Annotated in this window: 15 protein-coding genes and 1 pseudogene; 4 read left to right on the top strand and 12 right to left on the bottom strand. The window is 68.9% G+C overall.

Annotated features, from left to right (window positions below; all coding sequences use genetic code 11):
- Positions 1-2: 2 nt before the first annotated feature.
- The 4 genes from glgB to glgA are packed head-to-tail and all read right to left on the bottom strand — an operon-like array spanning position 3 to position 10161.
- Positions 3-2198 carry a 1,4-alpha-glucan branching protein GlgB gene (glgB, locus tag N5K27_RS01295; protein ID WP_279813993.1) on the bottom strand — a complete coding sequence of 732 codons (2196 nt, stop codon included), beginning with the start codon at positions 2196-2198 and terminating at the stop codon, positions 3-5.
- Positions 2179-5553: a maltose alpha-D-glucosyltransferase gene (gene treS / locus N5K27_RS01290; protein WP_279813988.1), complete on the bottom strand. Its 3375-nt coding sequence runs from the start codon at positions 5551-5553 to the stop codon at positions 2179-2181. Before treS ends, glgB begins: the two co-directional genes overlap by 20 nt.
- Before the next feature lie 40 nt (positions 5554-5593).
- Entirely contained in the window at positions 5594-8635 is a 3042-nt protein-coding gene (locus N5K27_RS01285) for an alpha-1,4-glucan--maltose-1-phosphate maltosyltransferase (RefSeq protein ID WP_279813986.1), read from the bottom strand.
- Positions 8635-10161, bottom strand: a complete 1527-nt coding sequence (glgA, locus tag N5K27_RS01280; RefSeq protein WP_279813983.1) for a glycogen synthase GlgA — start codon at positions 10159-10161, stop codon at positions 8635-8637. Before glgA ends, N5K27_RS01285 begins: the two co-directional genes overlap by 1 nt.
- Before the next feature lie 331 nt (positions 10162-10492).
- On the opposite strand from glgA, the gene N5K27_RS01275 reads away from it, so the two are divergent.
- Entirely contained in the window at positions 10493-10891 is a 399-nt protein-coding gene (locus N5K27_RS01275; RefSeq protein WP_087839269.1) for an ankyrin repeat domain-containing protein, read from the top strand.
- A gap of 21 nt (positions 10892-10912) precedes the next feature.
- Here the strand turns inward: N5K27_RS01275 and N5K27_RS01270 are convergent, their stop codons facing one another.
- Entirely contained in the window at positions 10913-12103 is a 1191-nt protein-coding gene (locus tag N5K27_RS01270) for an MFS transporter (RefSeq protein ID WP_087839268.1), read from the bottom strand.
- A gap of 140 nt (positions 12104-12243) precedes the next feature.
- Here N5K27_RS01270 and N5K27_RS01265 point away from each other — a divergent pair, with 140 nt between their 5' ends.
- Positions 12244-13659 (top strand): MFS transporter, encoded by a 1416-nt coding sequence (locus N5K27_RS01265; protein WP_087839267.1) that lies wholly within the window; start codon positions 12244-12246, stop codon positions 13657-13659.
- On the opposite strand, the gene N5K27_RS01260 is transcribed toward N5K27_RS01265, so the two are convergent.
- From N5K27_RS01260 to N5K27_RS01235, 6 genes are all read right to left on the bottom strand, one after another.
- Positions 13660-15270 carry a sulfite reductase flavoprotein subunit alpha gene (locus N5K27_RS01260; RefSeq protein ID WP_279813979.1) on the bottom strand — a complete coding sequence of 537 codons (1611 nt, stop codon included), beginning with the start codon at positions 15268-15270 and terminating at the stop codon, positions 13660-13662.
- Positions 15267-16265 (bottom strand): FAD:protein FMN transferase, encoded by a 999-nt coding sequence (locus tag N5K27_RS01255; RefSeq protein ID WP_243724547.1) that lies wholly within the window; start codon positions 16263-16265, stop codon positions 15267-15269. Before N5K27_RS01255 ends, N5K27_RS01260 begins: the two co-directional genes overlap by 4 nt.
- Positions 16266-16431: 166 nt before the next feature.
- Entirely contained in the window at positions 16432-17241 is an 810-nt protein-coding gene (locus N5K27_RS01250) for a DUF4198 domain-containing protein (protein ID WP_132979946.1), read from the bottom strand.
- Positions 17242-17272: 31 nt separating this feature from the next.
- Positions 17273-17785 (bottom strand): DUF2271 domain-containing protein, encoded by a 513-nt coding sequence (locus N5K27_RS01245; RefSeq protein ID WP_087839264.1) that lies wholly within the window; start codon positions 17783-17785, stop codon positions 17273-17275.
- A gap of 13 nt (positions 17786-17798) precedes the next feature.
- Positions 17799-18437 (bottom strand): PepSY-associated TM helix domain-containing protein, encoded by a 639-nt coding sequence (locus tag N5K27_RS01240; RefSeq protein WP_087839263.1) that lies wholly within the window; start codon positions 18435-18437, stop codon positions 17799-17801.
- 129 nt (positions 18438-18566) lie between these two features.
- On the bottom strand, positions 18567-18782 hold the full coding sequence (locus N5K27_RS01235; protein WP_087839262.1) for a dodecin: 216 nt from the start codon (positions 18780-18782) through the stop codon (positions 18567-18569).
- Positions 18783-18882: 100 nt separating this feature from the next.
- Between N5K27_RS01235 and mdtD the strand changes: the two genes are divergently transcribed.
- On the top strand, positions 18883-20343 hold the full coding sequence (gene mdtD, locus N5K27_RS01230) for a multidrug transporter subunit MdtD (RefSeq protein WP_087839261.1): 1461 nt from the start codon (positions 18883-18885) through the stop codon (positions 20341-20343).
- A 51-nt stretch (positions 20344-20394) separates the two neighbouring features.
- Positions 20395-21303, top strand: a complete 909-nt coding sequence (locus N5K27_RS01225; RefSeq protein ID WP_087839260.1) for a recombination-associated protein RdgC — start codon at positions 20395-20397, stop codon at positions 21301-21303.
- 30 nt (positions 21304-21333) lie between these two features.
- Here N5K27_RS01225 and N5K27_RS01220 read toward each other — a convergent pair.
- Positions 21334-22733, bottom strand: a pseudogene (locus tag N5K27_RS01220) (MFS transporter).
- Positions 22734-22756 lie beyond the last annotated feature (23 nt).

The following is a 22756-nucleotide window of genomic DNA, read 5'->3' as shown; positions in this document are numbered from 1 at the left end:
GGTCACTCTGGCTCGAGCAGCAAGGTGGCCAGCGGCGGCAAGGTCAACACCAGCGAATGGGGCAGGCCGTGCGCGGCTTGCTGCCGCGCCTCGACCGCTCCGGCGTTGCCCACGCCCGAACCGCCGTAGTCGGCCGCGTCGGTGTTGACGATCTCGCGCCACCGCCCCGCCCGGGGCACGCCCAGCCGGTAGTCGCCGCGGGGGATAGGCGTCATGTTGCACACCGCCAGCACGCAGCGCTCGCCGTCCATGCGCAGGTAGGCGAACACGCTGTTGCGGTCGTCGTCGCCGATCACCCAGCGGAACCCCGCCGGATCGCCGTCCAGCCTGTGCAGCGCGGGCCTGCCGGCATAGACGCGGTTCAGGTCGCCCACCAGCCGCTGCACGCCGGCATGCAGCGGATCGGCCAGCGCCTCCCAGGCCAGTTGTCCGTCATGGTTCCACTCGCGCTCCTGGGCGAGCTCCCCGCCCATGAACAGCAGCTTCCTGCCCGGATGGCTCCACATGAAGCCGAAATAGGCCCGCAGACTGGCGAAGCGCTGCCAGCGGTCGCCGGGCATCTTGCCGATCAGCGAACCCTTGCCGTGGACCACCTCGTCATGCGAGAGCGGCAGCACGAACTGCTCGGAATAGGCATACACCATGCCGAAGGTCAGGTCGTGATGGTGATAGTGCCGGTGCACGGGGTCCCGCTGCATGTAGCGCAGCGTGTCGTGCATCCATCCCATGTTCCACTTGTAGTGGAAACCCAGCCCGCCCGCTTCCGGCGGCGCGGTCACCCCCGGCCAGGCGGTGGACTCCTCGGCGATCATCATGGCATCGGGAAAGAAACGCCGCACCCTGCCGTTCAGGTCTCGCAGGAACGCGATGGCCTCCAGGTTCTCCCGCCCGCCGTGCACGTTCGGCAGCCATTCGCCCGCGCGGCGGCTGTAGTCGCGATACAGCATGGACGCGACCGCATCCACCCGGAGCCCGTCCACGTGATAGCGGCGCAGCCAGTACAGGGCGCTGGCCCGCATGAAGTTGCACACCTCGTTGCGGCCCAGGTTGTAGATGTACGTGTTCCAGTCCTGGTGGAAGCCTTCGCGCGGGTCCTGGTACTCGTACAGCGCCGTGCCGTCGAAACGCGCCAGCCCATGGGGGTCGGTGGGGAAATGCGCGGGCACCCAGTCCAGGATCACGCCCAACCCGGCCGCATGGCAGCGATCGACGAACGCGGCGAAATCGCGCGGCGTGCCATGGCGCGCCGTCGGCGCGAACATTCCCAGCGGCTGGTAGCCCCAGGAACCGCCGAAGGGATACTCCATGATGGGCAGCAGCTCGAGATGCGTGAACCCCATGCCGGCCACGTAGGGAATCAGGCGGTCGGCCAGCTCATGCCAGGACCAGGTTCCGCCGTCCTCCTTCCTGAGCCAGGAACCGGCATGCACCTCGTAGATCGAGATGGGCGCATCGGGCGCATGGCGCGCCGCTCGGCCCTCCATCCATGCCGCATCGGTCCATGCGTAGGGCGCGGGATCGGCGACCACCGAGGCCGAGCCTGGTGCCGGCTCGGCCTGGAAGGCGCACGGATCGGCCTTCTGCGGCAGCAGGCTGCCATCGGGGCCCAGCAGTTCGTACTTGTAGGGTTCCCCGTGCGACAGCCTGGGCACGAACAGCTCCCAGACGCCCGCGGCATGGCGCAGGCGCATGGGATGGCGACGGCCGTCCCATGCGTTGAAATTCCCGACCACCGATGCGCGGCGGGCATTGGGCGCCCACACCGCGAAGCGCACGCCCGGGACGCCCTCCATCGTGGTGCAATGGGCGCCCAGGCAGGTCTCCAGGCCGTCGTGGTCGCCCCGCGCCAGCATGGCAAGGTCCTCGTCGCCCAGGATGAGGCCGAACGCGTAGGGATCCTCGGCCTCCTGGAAAGCACCGGGCCACTGGATGCGCAGGCGGTAGCCCGTGCGGCCGGGCAGGAAGCCGGCATCGGCCTGGGCCTCGAACACGCCGCCGCCCGACGGCCTCAGGTCCACGACGCCGCCCGTATCCGACACGGCCTGCACGGTCAGGGCGCCGGGCAGGAAGGCGCGCAGCCACAGGCGGCCGTCGCGCAGCTGCGGCCCCAGCACGGAGAAAGGGTCGGGGTGCCGGCCGCCGGCCAGGGCCTCGATATCGGCGGGGGCCATCCCGCCGTCACGGCTGTTGTCCGTCAAGATCCTCTTGCCTCCGTATTGCCGGTTCGATCCGGGCCGCCAACGTCACCAGGCCCCGCAGCGGCACTCCTATCCACGCCGGCCGGTTGGCGGCTTCATAGCACACCTCGTAGGCGGCCTTCTCGATCAGGAACAGCGATAGCAGCGCATCCTCGTCCTGGCTGTCCACCCACGGGCGAGGCGCCGACGCCGCCGCCTCGCGATAGGCATCCAGGAACGCGCCCGACGCCTCGACGCGGAACCGTTCGAGCAGGACGTCCCGGCGCTGCGCCACGGTGTCGACGGACGGACCGGCGATGGGATTGGCGCCGGCCGCGGGGACCGTGGCATCCGGCGCCCGCGCCACCACCGCCGATGCGTAGTCGAACGAGCGCAGCAGGCCGGCCACGTCGCGCAGCGGATTGCGCTTGCGCCGCCGTTCTTCCATGGTGCGTGCCGGCTCCCCCTCGAAATCGATGATGTAGGCATCGTTCTGCGCCACCAGGACCTGCCCCAGGTGGAAGTCTCCATGCACCCGCGTCAGCCAGACATGGCGGACGGATTGGCCAAGGCGGTCCATGGCGGCTTCGAGCAGGTGGCGGTTGTCCAGCAGGAGCGCGGCCTCGGCCGCCAGGTCGCCCCAGTCGCGGCGCGCGGCCAGGATGGCCAGGGCCTGGTCCAGGCTCTGCCGGGCATCGTCCACCCAGCGCCCGACGTCCTCGCGCGAAGCCTCGACCGGCGCGAAGGCCGGATCGTCGGAAGGCATCGCCAGCGCGGCGTGCAGCTCGCCCAGGCGCCGGCCCACGGCGGCGGCCAGCGTCGCGTAGCCGCGCAGTTCCTGGCCATAGTCCTCGGCGCTTTCGGCGGTCAGCGCGGCATCGTCCAGGGTCCGGTGCAGGTACTCCAGCGTCCAGTTCCACGCATCGCCCTGGTTGTCCACGTACTGCTGGGCCAGCATCAGCGTGTGCGGCGTGCCGTCCTCGTCCACGCGCACCACCTCACCCAGCAGCGCCGCCGTGTTGCGGAATCCCAGCCGCGTCAGATGGCGCGTCATCTCGCTTTCCGGATGGATGCCGGCCGTGACCCGGCGCACGATCTTCAATACCGCCATCGTCCCGGCCACCAGCGAACTGTTGGACTGCTCGGCCGACAGCCACTGGATGGGCGTGTCCGCATCGACCGCCACGGTCTCCAGGCCAGGCTCGGGCAGGAACCGTATGCGGGCGTCCCCGCCCCCGTCGGCGGCGATGCGCGACTCCAGCTCGATGCCGTTCTTCAGGCTGTCGAACACCGCGATGGCGAAACTCTGCAGGCTGAACGCATCGGTCACCATGCCCACCATGGGTCCGCGCCGTACCCGCGCCAGCGCCAGTTGCTGCTGCAGCTGCGGCAGGGTTTCCTCCCAGATCAGCCCCAGGGGCACCACGTAGCGCTCGCGCCGCTGGCCCAGGTCGGCCTCGATCTCCGTCAGGTACAGCTCGTCGGCGGCGGGCAGCCGCACGCCGTAGACCACGCGCCCCGAAACGATGCGTTCGTGCTTGGAGGCGAACCAGCGCCGCAGCGCCAGGTATTCCGGCAGGACGGCATGCTCCAGCGTACGGCGCGACTCGGTAGTCAGGTCATAGCCCGTCTTGCCGCGCAACACCAGCGTCCGGAACTCGCGCAACTGGTCGGCGGTGGCCAGGTGCCAGTTCGGCGGCGTCGCCGAGGCGCTCAACTCGAACCAATAGAAGCCATAGGGCGGCAGGGTCAGCAGATAGGTCAGGCGTCCGATCGCGGGGAATGCCGTCCCCCCGGTCAGCTCGACCGGCACCCTGCCGTCGAATTCAGCCAGGTCCAGTTCCACCGCCTGGGGCGTGTGCGACAGGTTGGCCACGCACAGGATGGTGGTTTCCTCGTGCTCGCGCAGGTACGCCAGGATCTTGCGGTTGCCCGGATAGAGAAACCGCAGGCCGCCGCGGCCGAACACCCGATACTGGCGCCGCTTGCCCAGCATGCGGCGCATCCAGTTCAACAGCGAATGGGCGTCGCCGGACTGGGCTTCGACGTTCACCGCCTCGTAGCCATACAGATTGCCCATCAGCGGCGGCAGCACCAGTCGCTCGGGGTCGGCGCGCGAGAACCCGCCATTGCGGTCGGGCGACCATTGCATGGGCGTGCGTACGCCGTCGCGGTCGCCCAGGTGGATGTTGTCCCCCATGCCGATCTCGTCGCCGTAGTAGATGACGGGCGTGCCCGGCATGGTCAGGAGCAGGCTGTGCATCAGTTCTATGCGGCGGCGGTCGCGCTCCATCAGCGGCGCGAGGCGCCGGCGTATCCCGAGGTTGAGGCGGGCCCGGCGGTCGGCGGCATACACCTCCCACAGGTAGTCGCGCTCGCTGCTGGTCACCATCTCCAGCGTCAGTTCGTCGTGGTTGCGCAGGAAGATCGCCCACTGGCAGTTGTCCGGAATGTCCGGCGTCTGCTGCATGATGTCCGTGATGGGAAAGCGGTCCTCCTTGGCGATGGCCATGTACATGCGCGGCATCAGCGGGAAGTGGAAGGACATGTGGCACTCGTCGCCCTGTCCGAAATATTCCTGCGCGTCCTCGGGCCATTGATTGGCCTCGGCCAGCAGCATGCGATCGTCGTAGGACGCTTCCAGGTCCTGCCGGATGCGCTTCAGGATGGCATGGGTCTCGGGCAGGTTCTCGTTGTTGGTGCCCTCCCGTTCGACCAGGTAGGGCACGGCGTCCAGCCGCAGGCCATCGACGCCCAGGTCCAGCCAGAAATGCATGACGCTCAGGATGGCCTTGAGCACGCGCGGATTGTCGTAGTTCAGGTCGGGCTGGTGCGAATAGAAGCGGTGCCAGAAATAGGCCCCGGCCACCGGATCCCAGGTCCAGTTCGACTTCTCGGTATCGATGAAGATGATGCGCGTACCGGCGTAGGCCTGGTCGTTGTCGGACCACACGTAGAAATTGCGCGCGGCCGAACCCGGCTTGGCGTGGCGCGCGCGCTGGAACCATGGATGCTGGTCCGAAGTGTGGTTGACCACCAGTTCGGTGATCACGCGCATGCCGCGCTCGTGGGCCGCCGCGATGAAACGCCGCACGTCCGCCAGTTCGCCGTAGTCCGGATGCACGCCCCGGTACTCGGCGATGTCGTAGCCGTCGTCGCGCCGGGGAGAGGGATAGAAAGGCAGCAGCCAGATCGTGTCCACGCCCAGTTGCGCGATGTAGTCGAGCTTGGACAGCAGCCCTGGAAAATCCCCGATGCCATCGTTGTTGGCGTCGAAGAAGGACTTGACGTGCAGCTGGTAGATGACCGCGTCCTTGTACCAGAGCGGATCGCCCCGGTTCACGGCATTCACGGATGTCTCGCGCTTGTTGTTCATGCGTCCTCGCCTGCCGATGGATCCCCGAAGGGAGCGGATCCTAGAATCGCCGGGAAATGCGCCATATCCCGTAGGGGCCGCCAGGTTCGAGCCACACGTGCTGCATCTTTCCATGCCAATCGAAGCGGTACCCGCGCAACAGGTCTTCGGCATGCAGCGTGCCATCGTCCGGCAACCCGAACTCCCACAGCGGAAGTTCGACATTGGCGCCCTGCGCGCCGTGCGGGTCAAGGTTCACCACCACCAGCACCACGTTGTCGCGTTCCGGCGTCGCCCTGGTATAGGCCAGCACGTGGTCATTATCGGTGTTGAGAAACCCGGTGCCTGTATGGATATGCAACGCCGGGTTGTCGCGTCGTATCCGGTTCAGGACGCCGATCTCGGCCACGATGTTGCCCGGCCGGTTCCAGTCCCAGGCCCGGATCTCGTATTTCTCGGAATCGAGATATTCCTCCTTGCCGGGTACCGGCGTGCCCTCGCACAGCTCGAAGCCGCTATACATGCCCCAGGAACCCGACAACGTGGTCGCCAGCGCGGCCCGGATCAGGAAACCCGGCCGGCCCGACGTCTGCAGATGGCGCGGATTGATGTCGGGAGTATTGACGAAGAAATTGGGGCGGAAAAAATCGGATACAGGCGGCCGCGATATTTCCTCGAGGTAGTCGGTGAGTTCCCGGCGGGTCTCGCGCCACGTGAAGTAGGTATAGGATTGCGAGAACCCCAGCTTGGCCAGCCGGTACATCATCTTGGGCCGGGTAAAGGCCTCCGACAGGAACACGACGTCGGGATGGCGCGCATGCACCTGGCCGATCAGCCACTCCCAGAACGGCAGCGGCTTGGTGTGCGGATTGTCCACCCGGAAGATCCGTATCCCCTCGGCCGCCCAGAACAGCACCACGTCCAGCAGGGCCAGCCACAGGCCGGAGGCGGCATCGCGTCCGTTCGCGGCACGCGCGTAGAAATCGACGTTGACGATGTCCTCGTATTTCTTGGGCGGATTCTCGGCATAGCGCAGCGAGCCGTCGGCGCGCCAGGCGAACCAGTCGGGATGACGGGCCAGCCACGGGTGATCGGGCGAGCACTGGATGGCGAAATCCAGGGCGATCTCCAGGCCGTGCCGGGCAGCCTCGCCCACCAGCGCGCGGAAATCGTCCAGCGTCCCCAGTTCGGGGTGTATCGCGTCGTGTCCGCCCTCTTCCGAACCGATGGCGTAGGGGCTGCCGGGATCCCCGGGCTCGGCCACGAGGCTGTTGTTGCGGCCCTTGCGGTTGCGGCGGCCGATGGGGTGGATGGGCGGGAAGTACAGCACGTCGAAGCCCATGTCCCGTATCGCGGGCAGGCGTGCCGCGACGTCGGCGAAGGTGCCGTGCCGGTGCGGATCGCCGCTTTGCGAACGCGGGAAGCACTCGTACCAGCTGCCGAACCGGGCGGTCCGGCGTTCGACCCGCACCGGGAACTCGGCCGAGCGCGACGCGAATTCGCGGGGCTCCAGCGCCTGTACCAGGGCGGCGGCCTGCGGCGACCGTATCCACGCCAGGCAGTCCTCGGTGGGCAGCTCCGCCAGGCCGCGGGCGGCTTCCTCGGCCCGGGCCCGCGTCTCGGCTCCGGCCTGGGTAGCGCGGCCCAGCACCTTCAGTATCCAGCCACGGACCTCCTCCACTTCCACCGCCACGTCCACGCCCGCATCGGTCTTCTTGCGAAGTTCGTCCAGGAACGTCGCATAGGTATCGCGCCAGGCCTCGATCGCGTAGTAGCCCATGCCCACGCGCTCGGGCCGGCACACGGCCTCCCAGCGATCGTTGCCCAGGTGCACCATGGGCACCCGGGTCCAGGCCTCCTCGTCGGCGGCGCGCCAGAGCACGTCGGCGGCCAGCTTGTCGTGGCCGTCCATGAAGATATCCGCGCGCACCGCGAGCGCCTCGCCGGGCGTGCGTTTCACCGCGAACCGGCCCTGTTCGATGACGGGCTCGACCGCCTCGATCGCCACGCGGGCCGCGCCCATGGCCGCGGTCAGCGACCGGCGGCGCGGCGGCCCTGACAGCACGGGGGGCGCGGATCCCAGTTCGATGGCCTGCGCGGCGCCGGGCCCCAGCCTCGCGGGCACGCCGCCATCGACCGGCCGTTGCACGCGATCGGGCAGCCTGGCCTGGATCATGGGCCAATCCACCGCCGATGCGGCCAGCAGGTCGGGATTGAACAGCAGCAGATGACTGCGCCTGCCCCGCTGCCCGACGGCACGGCGCAGCAACATGGCGATGGGCGCGTCCGCGCCGCCCAGCGGCGACAGTGTCACGTCATCGGCCGGCGCGCGGGCCAGCCAGCGATTCGCGGCACGAAGCTCGTCGCCCAGGTCCAGCTGGCCGTGCGGCGTGCCATCCAGCCCGTGCCGTTCGTATCCCATGGGCACCAGCCAGCCCGCGCCGCACGTGGCGGCGGCCCACAGCGCACGGATCGAGGCGCGTTGCCGCACCTCGGCATCCGGCACGCCGACGCCCGCCGCGCCGGGGCCGTAAGGATCGGCCGGAAAGGCCAGCACGGCGCAGCCGGTGTCCGCCAGCGCGTGCCACTCGTCCATGAACCAGGCGCTGCGGAAATCCCACCAGGCCAGCGACGAAAACACATGGGAAAAACCCACTCCGCGCAGCCCTCGCACCGCCTCGCGCGACAGGCCGGGCGTCCAGGCCAGCAGGTCCAGTCCGTCCTCGCGCCCGCGCAGCGACGCGAGCTTGCCTGCCCACGGGCCGGCCGCGTCCCATCCCCGGACCAGCAGGCCGCGCACGCCCAGTTCGCCCCACGCCGGCGCGCGCGCCGCCCAGTCGACGGCAGCTTCGCCGCCGGCCGGTGGACAATCCAGATAAAGCTCCAGCCGGCGCCGCGTGGCGGCGCGCGCCAGCACACCGCACGAGGCCTCGTCGCCTGCCTCGCGCGCGTCGGCCAGCACCTGCCCGAATCCCAGCCCGGCGGCCGTCTCGAGCCACGCGCGCCAGGGCGCCGCCAGCGCGCCCGCCTCGTCCAGCACCGGCCCCAGGGCCGAAGCCCTGGCATGGTAGATACGCAGCGGCGGTCGACGTCGCGCCGCCATCAGGCCCGTTTCCGTATGGCGGTCTCGACCGGAGCGCTGGCCGCCTCCGGACGGCGGGCCACCATGGGCGCGCCCACGGGAGCGACCGGCGCGAGCATGCGGTACAGCTCGACATATTGGGCGGCGGAAGCTTCCCAGCCGAAGTGGCGGGTCATCCCGTTCTTCTGCAGGGCCGCCCACCGCTGCGGTTGGGCAAAGGCCTCCAGCGCCCGCTCGACCGCCGCCATCATGTCGGCGGGTGTGTCCCCGTCGAACAGAATGCCCGTGGCCGATCCGACCTCGGCATCCGGCGCCTGGGACAGCCCGGCGATGCTGTCGGCCAGGCCACCGACACGCGACGCAATGGGCACGGTCCCGTACAGCATGGAATACAGCGGCGTCAGGCCGAATGGCTCGAAGCGGCTGCCGTGCAGCAGCATGTCGGCGCCGGCATGCAGCAGGTGCCCGCGGCGTTCGTCATAGCCGATGTGCACGCCCAGGTTGCGCGGATGCCGCGCGGCCAGTTCCTGCAATGCCTCTTCCAGCGCGCGCTCGCCGCAGCCGAGCACGGCGATCTGCAGACGCGGATGCGCCGCCAGCAGCATGGGGAACACCTCGATCGCGAGATCCGCCATCTTCTGCGAGGTCAGGCGACTGCCCATCGCCAGCAGCGGCGCCTCGGGGTCGGTGGGCAGGCCGAATGCGCGCTGCATCTCCAGCTTGTTGCGGATCTTGCCGCGCAGGTCCATGGCGGAAAAATGCTCGGGCAGATAGGGATCGCAAGCGGGATCCCAGACCTCGGTGTCGATGCCGTTGGGAATGGCGTGCAGCTCATGGGCGCGCTGGCCCAGTACGCCCTCCAGTCCATGGCCGAACGCCGGGGTCAGGATCTCGCGCGCGTAGGTCGCGCTGACCGTCGTGATCTTGTCGGCGTAGCGCAACCCCGCCTTCATGAAGTTCAGGTTGCCCCAGAATTCCACGCCCTCGCTGCCACGATAGGCGGGCGGGATGCCGAGCTCCTCCGCCAGGCGCAGCGGGAAGTTGCCCTGGAACGCGAGATTGTGGATGGTCAACACCGTCTTGGGCCGCTTGACGCCGGCCGCGTGCAGATACAGCGGCGTCAGGGCCGCGTGCCAGTCGTGGGCATGGACCACGTGCGGAACCCTGATCGGCGTCTCGCCCACCGAAATCCGCTTTGCCGCCTGGGCCAGCGCGGCAAAGCGGATTCCATTGTCGGGAAACTCCCTCCCGTCCGCATCCAGGTAGGGGTTGCCGGGGCGCACGTACAGGGCGTCGTTGCGCAGCAGCAGCACCGGTATCTCGGTATCGGCGACCCATCCCGCCCAGACCTCGGCATCGCCCCCGATCAATCCGGGCAGATCGGCCACCTTCTCCAGGTCGCTGGCGGCATGCAGCGCGCTTTCATAGGCGGGCATGAAGATGGTCGCGTCGACGTGCGCGTCGCGCAGGGCCCGTGCCAGGCCGCTTACCGCATCGCCCAGGCCCCCCGTCTTGGCGAGCGGCAGGGCCTCCGACGTTACTAGCATGACTCTCGGCAGCAAGATGTTTCTCCGGCAAAAGACGCTTCCCCATGGGCAGCTGATGATTGGGTCGGGACTTCACACGCGCAGGGATGTTTCTCGTGCGGCGGGCGGGTGCCGCGCCGGATAATGTCCATCCTCGCCGATAAAAATTACCGCTGTGAGTAAGATGTACACGTCCGATGCGGCATTCTTCCCGGGATGGGCATCCCTTGCCGGGGACAAGGGCAATATGCATGCCATGGTGCGCCGCGCGCGCCCCGCATGGCGCCAGGTTTGTAACGACATTCTTCCCGCGCACCGCGTGGAAGCCTTTGATCACCAAAAGAGAAACACCATGAGCCCTAGCGATTCCTACCAGCCCAACGATGCCGTGCTGGCCCTGGCCACCAAGCTGTTCGATCTTGCCCGCGCGGGAGAAACCGAGACGCTGGCCGCCTACCTCGCCGCCGGGGCGCCCGCGGACCTGACCAACCAGAAAGGGGATAGCCTGATCATGCTGGCGGCCTACCATGGCCATGCCGGCACGGTCAGGACGCTGCTGGAGCACGGCGCGGATCCCAACCGCGTCAACGACCGGGGGCAGAGCCCGCTGGCCGGGGCCGTGTTCAAGGGAGAAGAAGAGGTGGTGCGGGCGCTGCTGGACGGCGGCGCGAATCCCGACCTGGGCACGCCGTCGGCAAGGGAAACGGCGCGCATGTTCGGGCGGGCCGACCTGTTCGGCCTCCCGAACTGAACGCGGCGGGAAACGCCGGCCTCAGGCCGCCGCGCGGCGCGTGCGGCCCGCCTGCCACAACAGGGGAAGCAGCACGATCGCCACGGCCGGATACAGCAGCCAATTGATGGTTTCCCATCCCGAGGCGTTGAGCAGCCGGCCCGACGAGAACGACGCCACGGCCACGGAACCGAACACGAGGAAATCGTTCAGGGCCTGGACCTTGGTGCGCTCCTCGGGCCGGTAGCAGTCGGTGACCATGGCGGTGGCGCCGATGAAACCGAAGTTCCAGCCCACGCCCAGGAAGACCAGCGACAGCCAGAAATGCCCCACGCTCAGGCCATGCAGCGCGACCGCTCCGGACACCGCCATGAGGAGCAGGCCGGCCATCGTCACCCACTCCTTGCCGAAGCGCGTGATCAGCCTGCCGGTGACGAAGCTCGGCCCGTACATCGCCAGCACGTGCCACTGGATGCCCAGCGCGGCCTCGCCCACCGTGTGTCCGCACGCCACCATCGCGATGGGCGCGGCCGTCATGACGAAGCTCATCATCCCGTACGAGACGATGCCCGCGGTCACCGCCACCACGAAGCGGCCCGAGGCCGCGATCTCGCGCAGCGGCCGCCCCCCGCCCTGCTCGGCCGCGGGACGCACCGATCCGCGCAGCAGGATCAGCACCGGCAGCGCCGCGAGCGCCAGCACGGCCTGGCCGACGAAGCTGCCGGCGAAGGGAATGGCGCCGATCGCGTCGCGCGTCCAGATCACGGTCTGGGGTCCGATGACCGCGCCTACCAGTCCGCCCACCATGACCCAGGAAATCGCCCGCGCCTTGAACGCCGCGTCGGCCCCGTCGGTCGCCCCGAAGCGGTAGCTCTGCACGCACGATCCGTAGGTACCGGCGATGGCGGTGGCGACGCAGAACAGCGCGAACATGCCCGTGGCGATGCTGTAGGCCGCCAGCAGCCCGGCCACGCCGCCGATCACCGCGCCCAGCATGTAGGCGGCGCGGCGCCCCAGCCTGCGCATCAGCATGGCCGCCGGGATCGTCCCCAGCGCGAGGCCGAGGTTGTAGAGGCTGACGGGCAGCGTCGCCAGCGATTTGTCGGTGGCCAGCATCTGCCCCACCAGCCCGCCCAGCGAAATGACGATGGCGGGATTGGCCCCACCCAGCGACTGCGCACAACTGAGCACCAGCGCATTGCGGCGCACATCCTTCTCGGTCAATGCATTCATGCTCGTACGCGGACGTCCCGGTTTCGATGTTTTTATGATTCTAGGTTATTTGGACCGCTCGACATCCGGCTCCGGTCAAATATCGCGGCACACGGCATATACTGCCCGGGCCCGATCCGGCCTCACCCCACGCGCCGCCCATGACCGCCCCCACCGCCAAGCCCAACATCATCTGGCTCATCGTCGCCGCCGCCTTCTTCATGGAAACGCTGGACGGCACGGTGATCGCGACCGCCCTGCCGCAAATGGCCGCCACCTTCCGTACCAACCCGGTCAACCTCAGCATAGGCATGACGTCCTATCTGGTGACCCTGGCCGTGTTCATCCCCATCAGCGGCTGGGTCGCGGACAGGCTCGGCACACGCCGCGTCTTCGCCTGGGCGGTCGCCGCCTTCACGCTGGCCTCCGTCTTGTGCGCGCTGAGCACCAGCGTCGCGCAATTCACCGCCGCGCGGGTATTCCAGGGCATGGCGGGCGCGATGATGGTGCCCGTGGGACGGCTGGCGGTGCTGCGCAACACCGGCAAGGAAGACCTGGTCCGCGCCATGGCCTTCATCGTCTGGCCGGGACTGATCGCGCCCGTGATCGGCCCCCCGCTGGGAGGCTTCCTGGCGACCTACCTGAGCTGGCAGTGGATCTTCCTCCTGAACGTCCCCCTGGGCGTGGCCGGCATCTTCCTGATCCGCGCCTATATCCCCGAATCCGCCCCGCAGCCACGGCGGCCGCTGGACACGGCGGGCTTCGCCCTGAGCGGCCTCGCGCTCAGCTTCCTGATGGTCGGGGTGGAGCTCCTGGGCTACGGCGGACGGTGGCAGCTGGGCGCCCTGCTCGTCGCCGGCAGCATCGCGCTGGGCGTGGCGCTGGCCGCGCACCTGCGCCGCCACCCCCATCCGTTGATCGACCCCACCATCATGGCCGTGCCGTCGTTCCGCACCGTCATGATAGGCGGCACGATCGCCCGCACGGCGATCAGCGCCATGCCTTTTTTGCTGCCGCTGCTGTTCCAGGTGGGCTTCGGCCTGAACGCCTTCGAGGCCGGCATGCTGTACCTGGCCAGCATGCTGGGCAATTTGGGCATGAAGCTGGGCACGACGCAGGCGCTGCGCCGCTTCGGCTTCCGCAACGTGCTGGTCTTCAACGGCGCGCTGGCGGGGGCCTCGATCACCTTGTGCGCCGTACTGTCGCCCGATACGCCCGTGCCGGTGGTCGTGGCGATCATGCTGGTGTGCGGCCTGACCCGCTCGATGCAGTTCACCGGACTGACTTCCATGGCCTTCGCCGAGGTCCCACACCCGCAGATGAGCAGCGCCAACACCCTGTTCAGTACCACCCAGCAGATGTCCATGGGCCTGGGCATCGCGGTCGGGGCCGTGGTGCTGCATCTTACCGCCGCCGCACGCGACACCGGCGGCGCGACCTACGACGTCACGGACTTCCGGATCACCTTCCTCGTCGTGGGCCTGCTGGCCCTGAGCAGCCTGCTGAGCTTCGTGCGGCTGCGGCACGACGCCGGTGCCGAGGTCAGCGGACACCGGCGCAGCGGCGGCACCGCCTGATCAGTACACGTCGCGCCGATAGCGGCCCTGTTCGGCCAATTCGTCCAGGCGATCGCGGCCCAGGATGCGTTCGAGTTCGGCCGCGACACCCGCCGCCATGCCTTGCAGGCTGCCGCAGACGTAGATCGCGGCGTCATCGTCCACCCACGCCCGCAGTTCGCCTGCCGCGGCGGGCAGGCAGTCCTGCACGTAGCGCGGCCAGCCGGCCGTGCGCGAGAACGCCAGATCCAGCCGCTCGAGCACGCCCTGCCCGCGCCACGCCTGGATTTCGTCGCGATGGAAAAAGTCGTGCTCCGGCGTGCGTTCTCCGAACAGCAGCCAGTTGCGATGCGCCCCGGCGGCGGCGCGCGCCTTCAGGTGCGCGCGCAAGCCCGCCATGCCCGTGCCGTTGCCGATCAGGATCAACGGCCGCCCAGGCGCAGGCGGATGAAAGCCGCCATTGCGCCGCAGCCGTACGTCCACCTTGCCGCCCACGCGGACATGCCGGGTCAGCCATCCCGACCCCAGTCCCAGCCGGCCGTCGGGATACCGCATCTGCCGCACCAGGAGCTCCAGGCGGCCATCGGCCGGCAGCGAGGCGATCGAATACTCGCGATGGGGGATGCGCGGCAGCGCCTCCAGCAGCGCCGGGGCCGGCAAGCCGCGCAGCGCGGCGCGTCCGGCCTCGTCATGGGGCAGCACCCGTGCCGCCAGCGCATCGCTCAGCGATTGCCCGCCGTCCACCCCCATGGCGCCATCCAGGCCCAGCGCGGCCAGCAGCGACGCGACGTCATCGGGAGCATTGCGCGGCCCGATCTCGGCGATGTCGCCGGCCTCCCAGTCGGCCGGGGATGCATCCGCGGCCACCAGGGCCAGGTGATAGGCGGGGCCGCCGGGACTGCCGTCGTTCAGCAATCGGCGCTCGGCCAGCGTCCAGGCCTGGTAGCTGGGCGCAGCCCAGTCTTCCATTTCCGCGCTCGCGCCCAGCACGTTCAGGTAGTGCTGCCAGTGGCGCAACGCACCCTCGTCGCCATCGTCCACCAGGATAGGATCGAACATGGGCTCGGCGCCCTGCCGGTGCAGCCAGTTCGCCAGCGACTGGCCGAAGGCGCAATAGCGCTGGTAGCTGCTGTCGCCCAGGGCCAGCACGCCGTAGCTCATGCCGTGCAGGGCCAGTTCGCCGGCCAGCGTCTTGCGCGCGAAGCCGGCGACGCTGTCCGGGGCATCGCCCTCGCCCGTCGTGCTGACCACGAACAGGGCCTGGCGGAAACGCTGCAGGGCCGAACCGCCCATCTCCGCCAGGTTGGCCAGATGCACGGGCAATCCGGCGGCCTGGAGCGCCTGCGCGCTGCGCCGCGCGATCTGCTCGGCGAAGCCCGTCTGGCTGGCATAGGCCACCAGCAGCGCATCGGCCGCGATCGGGCCGCCGGACGGAGACGCCGCGGCGCGCCATGCCAGCGCGGTCCATACGCAGAACGCCACATAGCAGGCGACTACCAGTCCCCCTGCCACGGCGCGGTGCGCCGCCGGCGACAGCGGCAGCACGGCGGCCACCAGGACCAGGGCCGCCAGCAGCAACAACACCGCCACGCCCGCCCGGCGCGCGGATGCCGCGCGAGATTCGTCGTTCATTCCATCATCGCCGCGAAATTGGGCGTCATCGTTTCCCGGTACCCCTGGGCGGTGCGCTGTACGAACTGCGCCGCCAGCCCGCGACGCGCCGCCCAGCGCAGCCCCTCGTCCGGCCCCATCACCGTCAGCGCCGTCGCCAGCGCATCGGCGGCCATGCACTCGGGGTGCAGGACCGTGACCGAGACGACGCCGTTGCCGATGGGCGCGCCGGTGCGCGGGTCCAGGGTATGGCTGTACATGCCCTGCCCATCGGAGACATGGCGCCGGTAGTCGCCCGAGGTGGCAACCGCCAGGCCCTCCAGGGCCACCAGCGTCGGCGGCACGGACGACTCGCCGTTCGCATCCCAGGCCCGGTCCAGCTCCACCCACCAGGGCGTACCGTCCGGCTTCACCCCGTGGCCGGCCAGCTCGCCGCCTATCTCCACCAGATAGCCCGCCACGCCGGCGCGCCGCAGGCAGCGGGCCACGGCGTCGACCGCGTAGCCCTTGGCGATGCCGGACAGGTCCACATGGGCCCCGCCTGGTTGCCGCGCACGGCGGCCCGCCACGTCCAGTTCGATCCGCTCCCAGCCCACGCGCCCACGCACGGCCTCGATCTCGGCCGCAGACGGCCGGGCGCGCGGCCCCTGCGGCCCGAACCCCCACAGGTCGACCAGCGGCCCCACCGTAGGATCGTAGGCGCCCCCGCTTTCGCGGGCCACGCTCAGCGCCTGCTCCAGCACCACGAACAAGGCATCGGGCAAGACGTGCCAACTCCCCGCCGGCGCGGCATTGAAGCGGCTCAGGTCCGTATCGTCCCGCCAGTTGCTCATCTCGTCGATGACCCCGTCCAGCGTCGCCCGCACCCGCTCGTCCAGGTCCGGCGGCACCCCGCCATCATCCACCAGCCTGACCGACCAGCTCGTCCCCATCGTCGGCCCGCCCATGGAAACCACCCGAGCCCCGCTCCCATAGCCCCGCCGCGCCTGCTCCGACACCGCCAGCGGCACGAGCACTCGCCCCTCCCTACGCCCTTCGGGCTCGTTACCATGGCCGGCAGCCAGCGAAGCACCGCTGCCATAACCCAAGATAGCGGCACCAGGCCCAGGATGCGGCGGATCCGGCTCCGCCGGTCCACCCGCATCGCCCCCTGGGGGGCGCCCGAAGGGCGTACGGGAGGGCTTATTCAGGCAAGACCTCGAACGTCGCGATGTAGGTCGACCGGCGCTCCTTCGCCTTGTCGAAGGTGGTCTTGTCGTCCTTGGTCTCGGCTTCCAGCCAGTACATGCCGGGCTCGGGCCAGGTCACCGTGAACTTGCCGTCGGCATCGGTGCGCGTCTTCATTTCATGCAACTGGTCGCGGTAGCGGATCCCGCCCGGCACGATGGACACTTCTATGCCGGCCGCGGGCTTGCCATCGAGCAGCAGCCGGAAACTGGCTTCTTCCTTGGCGAACAAATCGTTCGGATGGGTGATGGGCGCCAGTTCCAGCCCCTGTCCGGTGGGCTTGAGCACCGTGTCGGTCGGCTTGCCCACCGTCACGAAGGTCTCCAGGCGGCTGTTGGCCTGCGTGACCCGCAGGTCCTGGGCGTCGGCCGGCACCTCCTGCGCGAACTTCTCGGCCGTGCCGCGCCAGCGCTTGTTCTTGCCGTTTTCCTTGTACGACGCGAACACGCCGTTGTTGACCACCGCCATCTTGTAGGTGCCGGCCTGGGTCAGGCGCACGTCGAAGGTGCTGCGATAGCGGCCCGTGGACTGGTTCTCGGCCTTGGCCGCGGTGCCGTCGGGAGCGGTCACCGACAGGTTGTTCAGTTGCAGCGGAAAGTGCTCGAAGTAGAAGAGGTCGTTGGACACGGCGGCGTCCACCGTCACCCACGGATCCGCGCCCGACAGCACCGTGGCCGAGGGCAGCATCCACATGCGGTGCGCCTGGGCCGACAGGGGCAGGCTGAACGCCAGGGCCAGCGCGGCCCACTTGAGAGACATCTTCATGTTCTTTTCCTCGGAAGGGGTTGCTAGGGAATCAGGGTTTGGTTTCCAGCGCGACGCGGCCCAGCTCGTGCTGGCCACGCGCCTCGCCCTTCTCGGGCGCGCGCGGCGGCCACTGGAACGGGATGCGCAGCAACTCGCGGCCGCCGACCTCGCGCGCGGCTTCGACCACCAGTTCGTACTTGCCTTCGGCCAGCTTGCCCAGCGGCGCCTTGCCGTCGCTGAACGCCAGTTGATGCTCGCCCACGGGCCGCGTGGCGCCGCTGATGCCGTCGGCGGGCATGGTCAGTTCGCGGCCGGTGCGGCGCCACCACTGGCGCATGTCCTTGAGCCACTTCGTGCCTTCGTCGTTCTTGAGCTTGACGTCGTACCAGACCGCCAGGTTGGCGGCGACCTTCTGGTCCGGCCCCTCCACCCACACCGCCACGTACGGACGGTGGTACTCGGCCACGTTCAGCCGGGGGATCTCGATCCTTACCGCCAGGTCGGCGGCCTGGGCCTGCCCGACCATCAGGCCGGTGACGGCCACCGGGATCAATGTACGCATAGCCAGAACCTCTTCAATGAATGAATACGAATGCCAGGAACAGCGGCACAGCCACGCCCAGCGCCACCATGGGCCAGGTGACGGGCCGGTTGCGCGAATGGATCTGCAGCAGGAAGAAACCGGTCACGCAGAACACCAGACAGGCGACCGCGAAAATATCCAGGAACCACTTCCAGGCCTCGCCCGTGTTGCGGCCCTTGTGCAGGTCGTTGAAATACGAGATCCAGCCGCGGTCGGTGCTCTCGTACTTCACAGCGCCGTCGGGCAGCTCGACGCTCAGCCAGGCGTCGCCGCCGGGGCGTGGCAGGGAAACATAGATCTCGTCGGACGACCATTCGGCCAGCTGGTCGCCGATCGCCACGGACAACTGGTCTTCCAGCCATTGCCGCAGCGCCGGCGGCAATGGCGCCTTGTCGGCCCCCCCTTCAGGCGCCAGCGCGCGCGCCAGTTCGGCCGGCACCTGCGCTTCCTTCGAGACGACGCGCGGATGGGCTTCGATCTGGGAGGCGTGGTTCAGCGTGATGCCGGTGGCGGCGAACAGCAGCATGCCGACGAGACAGATCGCCGAGCTGATCCAGTGCCATTGATGCAGATGCTTCAACCAGAATGAGCGACGCTTCTGCTCCAGGAAGCGATCCGACTGTTTGTCCATACGGCGGTGCGCGGCACTGCATGCTTGAGATGATTAAGATCAATAATGATAACAATTCTCAAGCACTGTAGCCAGCACCGGGCCGGCGCGCAGGCGGCGGCCTCCCGCCGCCGCCCTTGCCTCGGGAGCCTACTTCGAGTCCTCCAGGCGCACCCCCACCTTCAGGCCCACCTGCCAGTGCGCGATCTTGCCGTCCTCGATGTGGCCCCGCACCTGGGTGACCTCGAACCATGCCAGATGGCGCATCGTCCGGGCCGCGCGGTCGATCGCGTTGCGGATCGCGTCGTCGCTGGACTTCGTCGAGGACCCGACCAATTCGAGCTGCTTGTACACGTGTTCCGACATCGTCGTCTCCTGGTTGCCTGGGATGCCGGCCAGCAAAGGCCATTCCCGGCGCCGCGCGGCACCGGGAGCCGGCCAGGCCACCTTAGTCCAAGCCGCGGGCATGAATCAAGCTATCCTATGGCACCCGCCCGCCTCCCGCCCGCCGACCGTGGAACACAGAAAAACGCTGAACATCACCCTTTGGCTCGTCGCCATCGGCCTCTTCATGCAGACGCTGGACACCACCATCGTCAATACGGCCCTGCCGGCGATGGCGGCAAGCCTGGGCGAAAGCCCCCTGCGCATGCAATCGGTGGTGATCTCGTATGCGCTGACCATGGCCGTGCTGATCCCGGCCTCGGGCTGGGTCGCCGACCGCTTCGGCACGCGCAAGGTGTATTTCTCGGCCATCGTCCTTTTCACGCTGGGCTCCGTGCTGTGCGCGGTCTCCCAGAACCTCAGCCAGCTCGTCGCTTCACGCGTGGTCCAGGGCGCCGGCGGCGCGATGCTGATGCCGGTGGGCCGGCTGGTCATCCTGCGCAGTTTCCCCCAGGAGCGCCTGCTGCCCGCGCTGAGCTTCGTCGCCATCCCGGCCATGGTCGGCCCCATGATCGGCCCCGTGCTGGGCGGCTGGCTGTCCGAGCAGTTCTCCTGGCACTGGGTGTTTTTGATCAACATCCCGGTCGGCCTGGCCGGCGCGATAGCCACGCGCACCTTCATGATCGACAAGCGCGAGAAGCAGCCGGCCTCCTTCGACGGCGTGGGCTACGGACTGCTGGCCTTCGGCATGGCGGCCATCTCGCTCTCGCTGGACGGGTTCTCGGGCCGCGCCACGGGCCACGCTACCGTCGTACTCATGCTGGTGTTCGGCCTGATCAGCATCGTCACCTACTGGCTGCGCGCGGGCAGGCAGGCCGCGCCGCTGTTCTCGCCCACCCTCTTCCACATCCATACGTTCACCATAGGCTTGCTGGGCAACCTGTTCGCGCGCCTGGGCAGCAGCGGCATGCCCTTCCTGCTGCCGCTGCTGCTGCAGGTCAGCCTGGGCTATTCGCCCACGCATTCGGGCCTGATGATGCTGCCCGTGGCCGCGGCCGGCATGCTCAGCAAGCGCCTCGCGACCTCGCTCATCACCCGCTACGGCTATCGCCACGTCCTCGTGGTCAATACGGTGCTGGTCGGCCTGACCATCGTCTCGTTCTCGCTGGTCGATGTCTCGCACCCGGTCTGGACCCAGGTGCTGCTGATGGCCTTCTTCGGCGCGGTGAACTCGCTGCAATTCACCGCGATGAACACGCTGACGCTCAAGGATCTGGGCCAGCAAGGCGCCAGCAGCGGCAACAGCATCCTGTCCATGATGCAGATGCTGGCGATCAGCCTGAGCGTGACGGTGGCCGGCGGCATCCTGGCCGCGTTCAGTCACCTGGTGGACCATGGCGCGCCCGAGGACGCGCTGGCCGCCTTCCACGCCACCTTCATCTGCATCGGCCTGCTCACCGCGGCTTCGGCGTGGATCTTCTGGCAACTGTCGCCCGACGTGCCGCGCGAATCCAAGAAGGATGACTCGCTGGACCTGGGGTAACGAAGGGCGAAGGCCGCGTCGTATAGAATCGACCCTTTTGCGCGGCCCGCCATGTGGTTCAAGAATCTACAGATCTATCGCCTTCCCGCCCCCTGGCCCATGACGCCCGAGGGGCTCGATGAACTGCTCCGGCCCCAGGTCTTCGCCCCCGGCTCCAGCCTGGAGCTGCAGACGCAGGGATGGGCGCCCCCGCTGGAAAACGGCAGCCTGCTGGCCCACGGCGTGAACGGCCAGCTGCTGATCACGCTGCGCACCGAGAAGAAACTGCTCCCGACCACCGTCATCAATCAGGTGGCCAAGGCCAAGGCCCAGGAGATCGAAGAGCAGCAAGGCTTCAAGCCGGGCCGCAAGCAGATGAAGGAGATCAAGGAGAACGTCAAGGAAACGCTGCTGCCGCGCGCCTTCAGCATCCTGCGCGACACCCGCGCGTGGATAGACACGCGCAACGGCTGGCTGTGCATCGACGCTTCCTCGGCGGCGCGCTGCGACGAACTGCTGCAGCTCCTGAACCGGGCCATCGACAAATTCCCGCTGGCCAACCTGCACGTGCAGACCTCGCCCGCGGCCGCCATGACGGAATGGCTGGCCGGCGGCGAAGCTCCCGCCAATTTCACGATCGACCAGGACACCGAGCTGCGCTCCACCGGCGAAGGCCGCGCCACGGTGCGCTATGTGCGGCAATCCATCGAGGCCGAGGACGTGCGCCGCCACATCGAGGCCGGCAAGCAGTGCACCCGGCTCGCCATGACCTGGGCCGACCGCATCTCGTTCGTGCTGAGCGAATCGCTGGCCATCAAGCGCATCGCGCCGCTGGACGTGCTCAAGGAAAACGCCGACGCCCTGGCGCAGAACGACGCCGAACGCTTCGACGCCGATTTCACGCTGATGTCGGGCGAACTGGCCAAGCTGATCGCCGACGTGGTCGATGCCCTGGGGGGCGAGGCCCCGTCGATGCGCTGACGGCCGCGCGGGCAGCGCGAGCAGCCTGGACTACGAGCGCCGGGCGCTCCAGGCCGCCAGGGCCGGCGCCAGCGCGAACAGGCCGAACAGCCAGGCGGACGCGGTGCGGGCGCCTTCGATGCCGCCGGGGTCGGCCAGGCCGGCGGCATTGGCCACCATGCCGGCCACCGCCGATCCCAGCGCGATCGCATAGAGCTGCAGGGTCGTCACCGCGCCCGAAGCGAGGTTCTCCTGGCCCGCGGGGGCCGAGCGGAACACCCGCGTGACCAGGTGCGACCAGCACATGCCTATCCCGAACCCGACCCCGGCCAGCGCCGCGCACAGCGCGGCGAACGCCACGCCGCCCGACTCGCCCGGCGGTACCAGCACGGCCAGCGCGGCCAGGCCCGCCGCGGTCACCACCGGCCCGGCACGGACCAGGCGCACGACGGCGGCGCCGGTATATCCCGAGAACATCAGCGAGGCCAGCGTCCAGCCGCCCGCCATGACCGCCGTCAGGTAACCCGCCACGAGCGGCGTCTGGCCGTGCAGGGTCTGCAGGAAATACGGCACGAAGATCTCGCTGGTCAAGCCGATGATGAGCATGGCCATCGTCAGGTAGCAAGCGCCCAGCACCGTGCGGGTCGAATAGGCGCCCGTGGGCATCAGCCGCGACGAGGCCTTCACGTCCAGCCGCCCCATCCCTGCCACCAGCGCCAGCCCCACCGCCACGCCGGCGGCGTTCCAGGCCAGTTCATGCGAGAGGCTGCCCACCGAGACGACCATCACCGAGCACGCCAGCAGCGCCAGCTTGCCCCAGGGCACGCCCGCCGCGGCCGACGACGACGCGGGCGCGGCGGCCGGCACCAGCTTATGGACGATGGCCGCCAGCGCGGCGGCTACCGGCAACAGCGACAGGAAGGCCGGGCGCCACCACCCCAGCGAGGCGAACAGGCCGCCCAGGGCCGGGCCCGACAACGTCGCCACGCCCCACATCGCCGAGACGAAGGCCAGCGCGCGCGGCCACAGGCGCGGCTCGTACACCATCCGTATCAGCGCATAGGACAAGGCCAGCAGCACGCCGCCGGCGAGCCCCTGGACGGTCCGCCCGGCAAGCAGCCACCACATGGCCGGCGCGGTGGCGCAGACCAGCGACCCCAGGCAGAACAGCGCCAACGCGCCCAGATAGGCGCGGCGCGGCGCGGCCCGATCCGGTCGATCAGCCGATAGGACAGCGCCGAGCCGAGGATGGACGCCACCACGAACAGCGTCGTGCTCCAGGCGTAGTACGCCAGCCCGCCGATGCTGTGCACGATGGTGGGCATGATGGTGGTGACGACGTAGACGTTGATGGCGTGGAGCGCCACGCCGCCGGCCAGCGCCAGCGAACGCAGCGCGTTGCGGCCGGTCATCAGTTCGAAGGGAGAGGATTTTTCCTGGGGGGAAGACATGCGTAGGTCCGTGGACACGCGCA

Origin of the sequence: Pigmentiphaga sp. GD03639 (assembly GCF_029845405.1) — a bacterium.
Classification (GTDB): Bacteria; Pseudomonadota; Gammaproteobacteria; order Burkholderiales; family Burkholderiaceae_B; genus Pigmentiphaga; species Pigmentiphaga daeguensis.
Note: the sequence above shows the minus strand (reverse complement) of the source record. Positions and strands in the feature narration are given on the sequence as shown.

Coding starts and splice junctions, on each gene's coding strand:
- treS (WP_279813988.1), bottom strand. CDS start 5,553: ATGAACAACAAGCGCGAGACATCCGTGAATGCCGTGAACCGGGGCGAT.
- N5K27_RS01285 (WP_279813986.1), bottom strand. CDS start 8,635: ATGGCGGCGCGACGTCGACCGCCGCTGCGTATCTACCATGCCAGGGCT.
- glgA (WP_279813983.1), bottom strand. CDS start 10,161: ATGCTAGTAACGTCGGAGGCCCTGCCGCTCGCCAAGACGGGGGGCCTG.
- N5K27_RS01275 (WP_087839269.1), top strand. CDS start 10,493: ATGAGCCCTAGCGATTCCTACCAGCCCAACGATGCCGTGCTGGCCCTG.
- N5K27_RS01270 (WP_087839268.1), bottom strand. CDS start 12,103: ATGAATGCATTGACCGAGAAGGATGTGCGCCGCAATGCGCTGGTGCTC.
- N5K27_RS01265 (WP_087839267.1), top strand. CDS start 12,244: ATGACCGCCCCCACCGCCAAGCCCAACATCATCTGGCTCATCGTCGCC.
- N5K27_RS01260 (WP_279813979.1), bottom strand. CDS start 15,270: ATGAACGACGAATCTCGCGCGGCATCCGCGCGCCGGGCGGGCGTGGCG.
- N5K27_RS01250 (WP_132979946.1), bottom strand. CDS start 17,241: ATGAAGATGTCTCTCAAGTGGGCCGCGCTGGCCCTGGCGTTCAGCCTG.
- N5K27_RS01245 (WP_087839264.1), bottom strand. CDS start 17,785: ATGCGTACATTGATCCCGGTGGCCGTCACCGGCCTGATGGTCGGGCAG.
- N5K27_RS01240 (WP_087839263.1), bottom strand. CDS start 18,437: ATGGACAAACAGTCGGATCGCTTCCTGGAGCAGAAGCGTCGCTCATTC.
- N5K27_RS01235 (WP_087839262.1), bottom strand. CDS start 18,782: ATGTCGGAACACGTGTACAAGCAGCTCGAATTGGTCGGGTCCTCGACG.
- mdtD (WP_087839261.1), top strand. CDS start 18,883: ATGAATCAAGCTATCCTATGGCACCCGCCCGCCTCCCGCCCGCCGACC.
- N5K27_RS01225 (WP_087839260.1), top strand. CDS start 20,395: ATGTGGTTCAAGAATCTACAGATCTATCGCCTTCCCGCCCCCTGGCCC.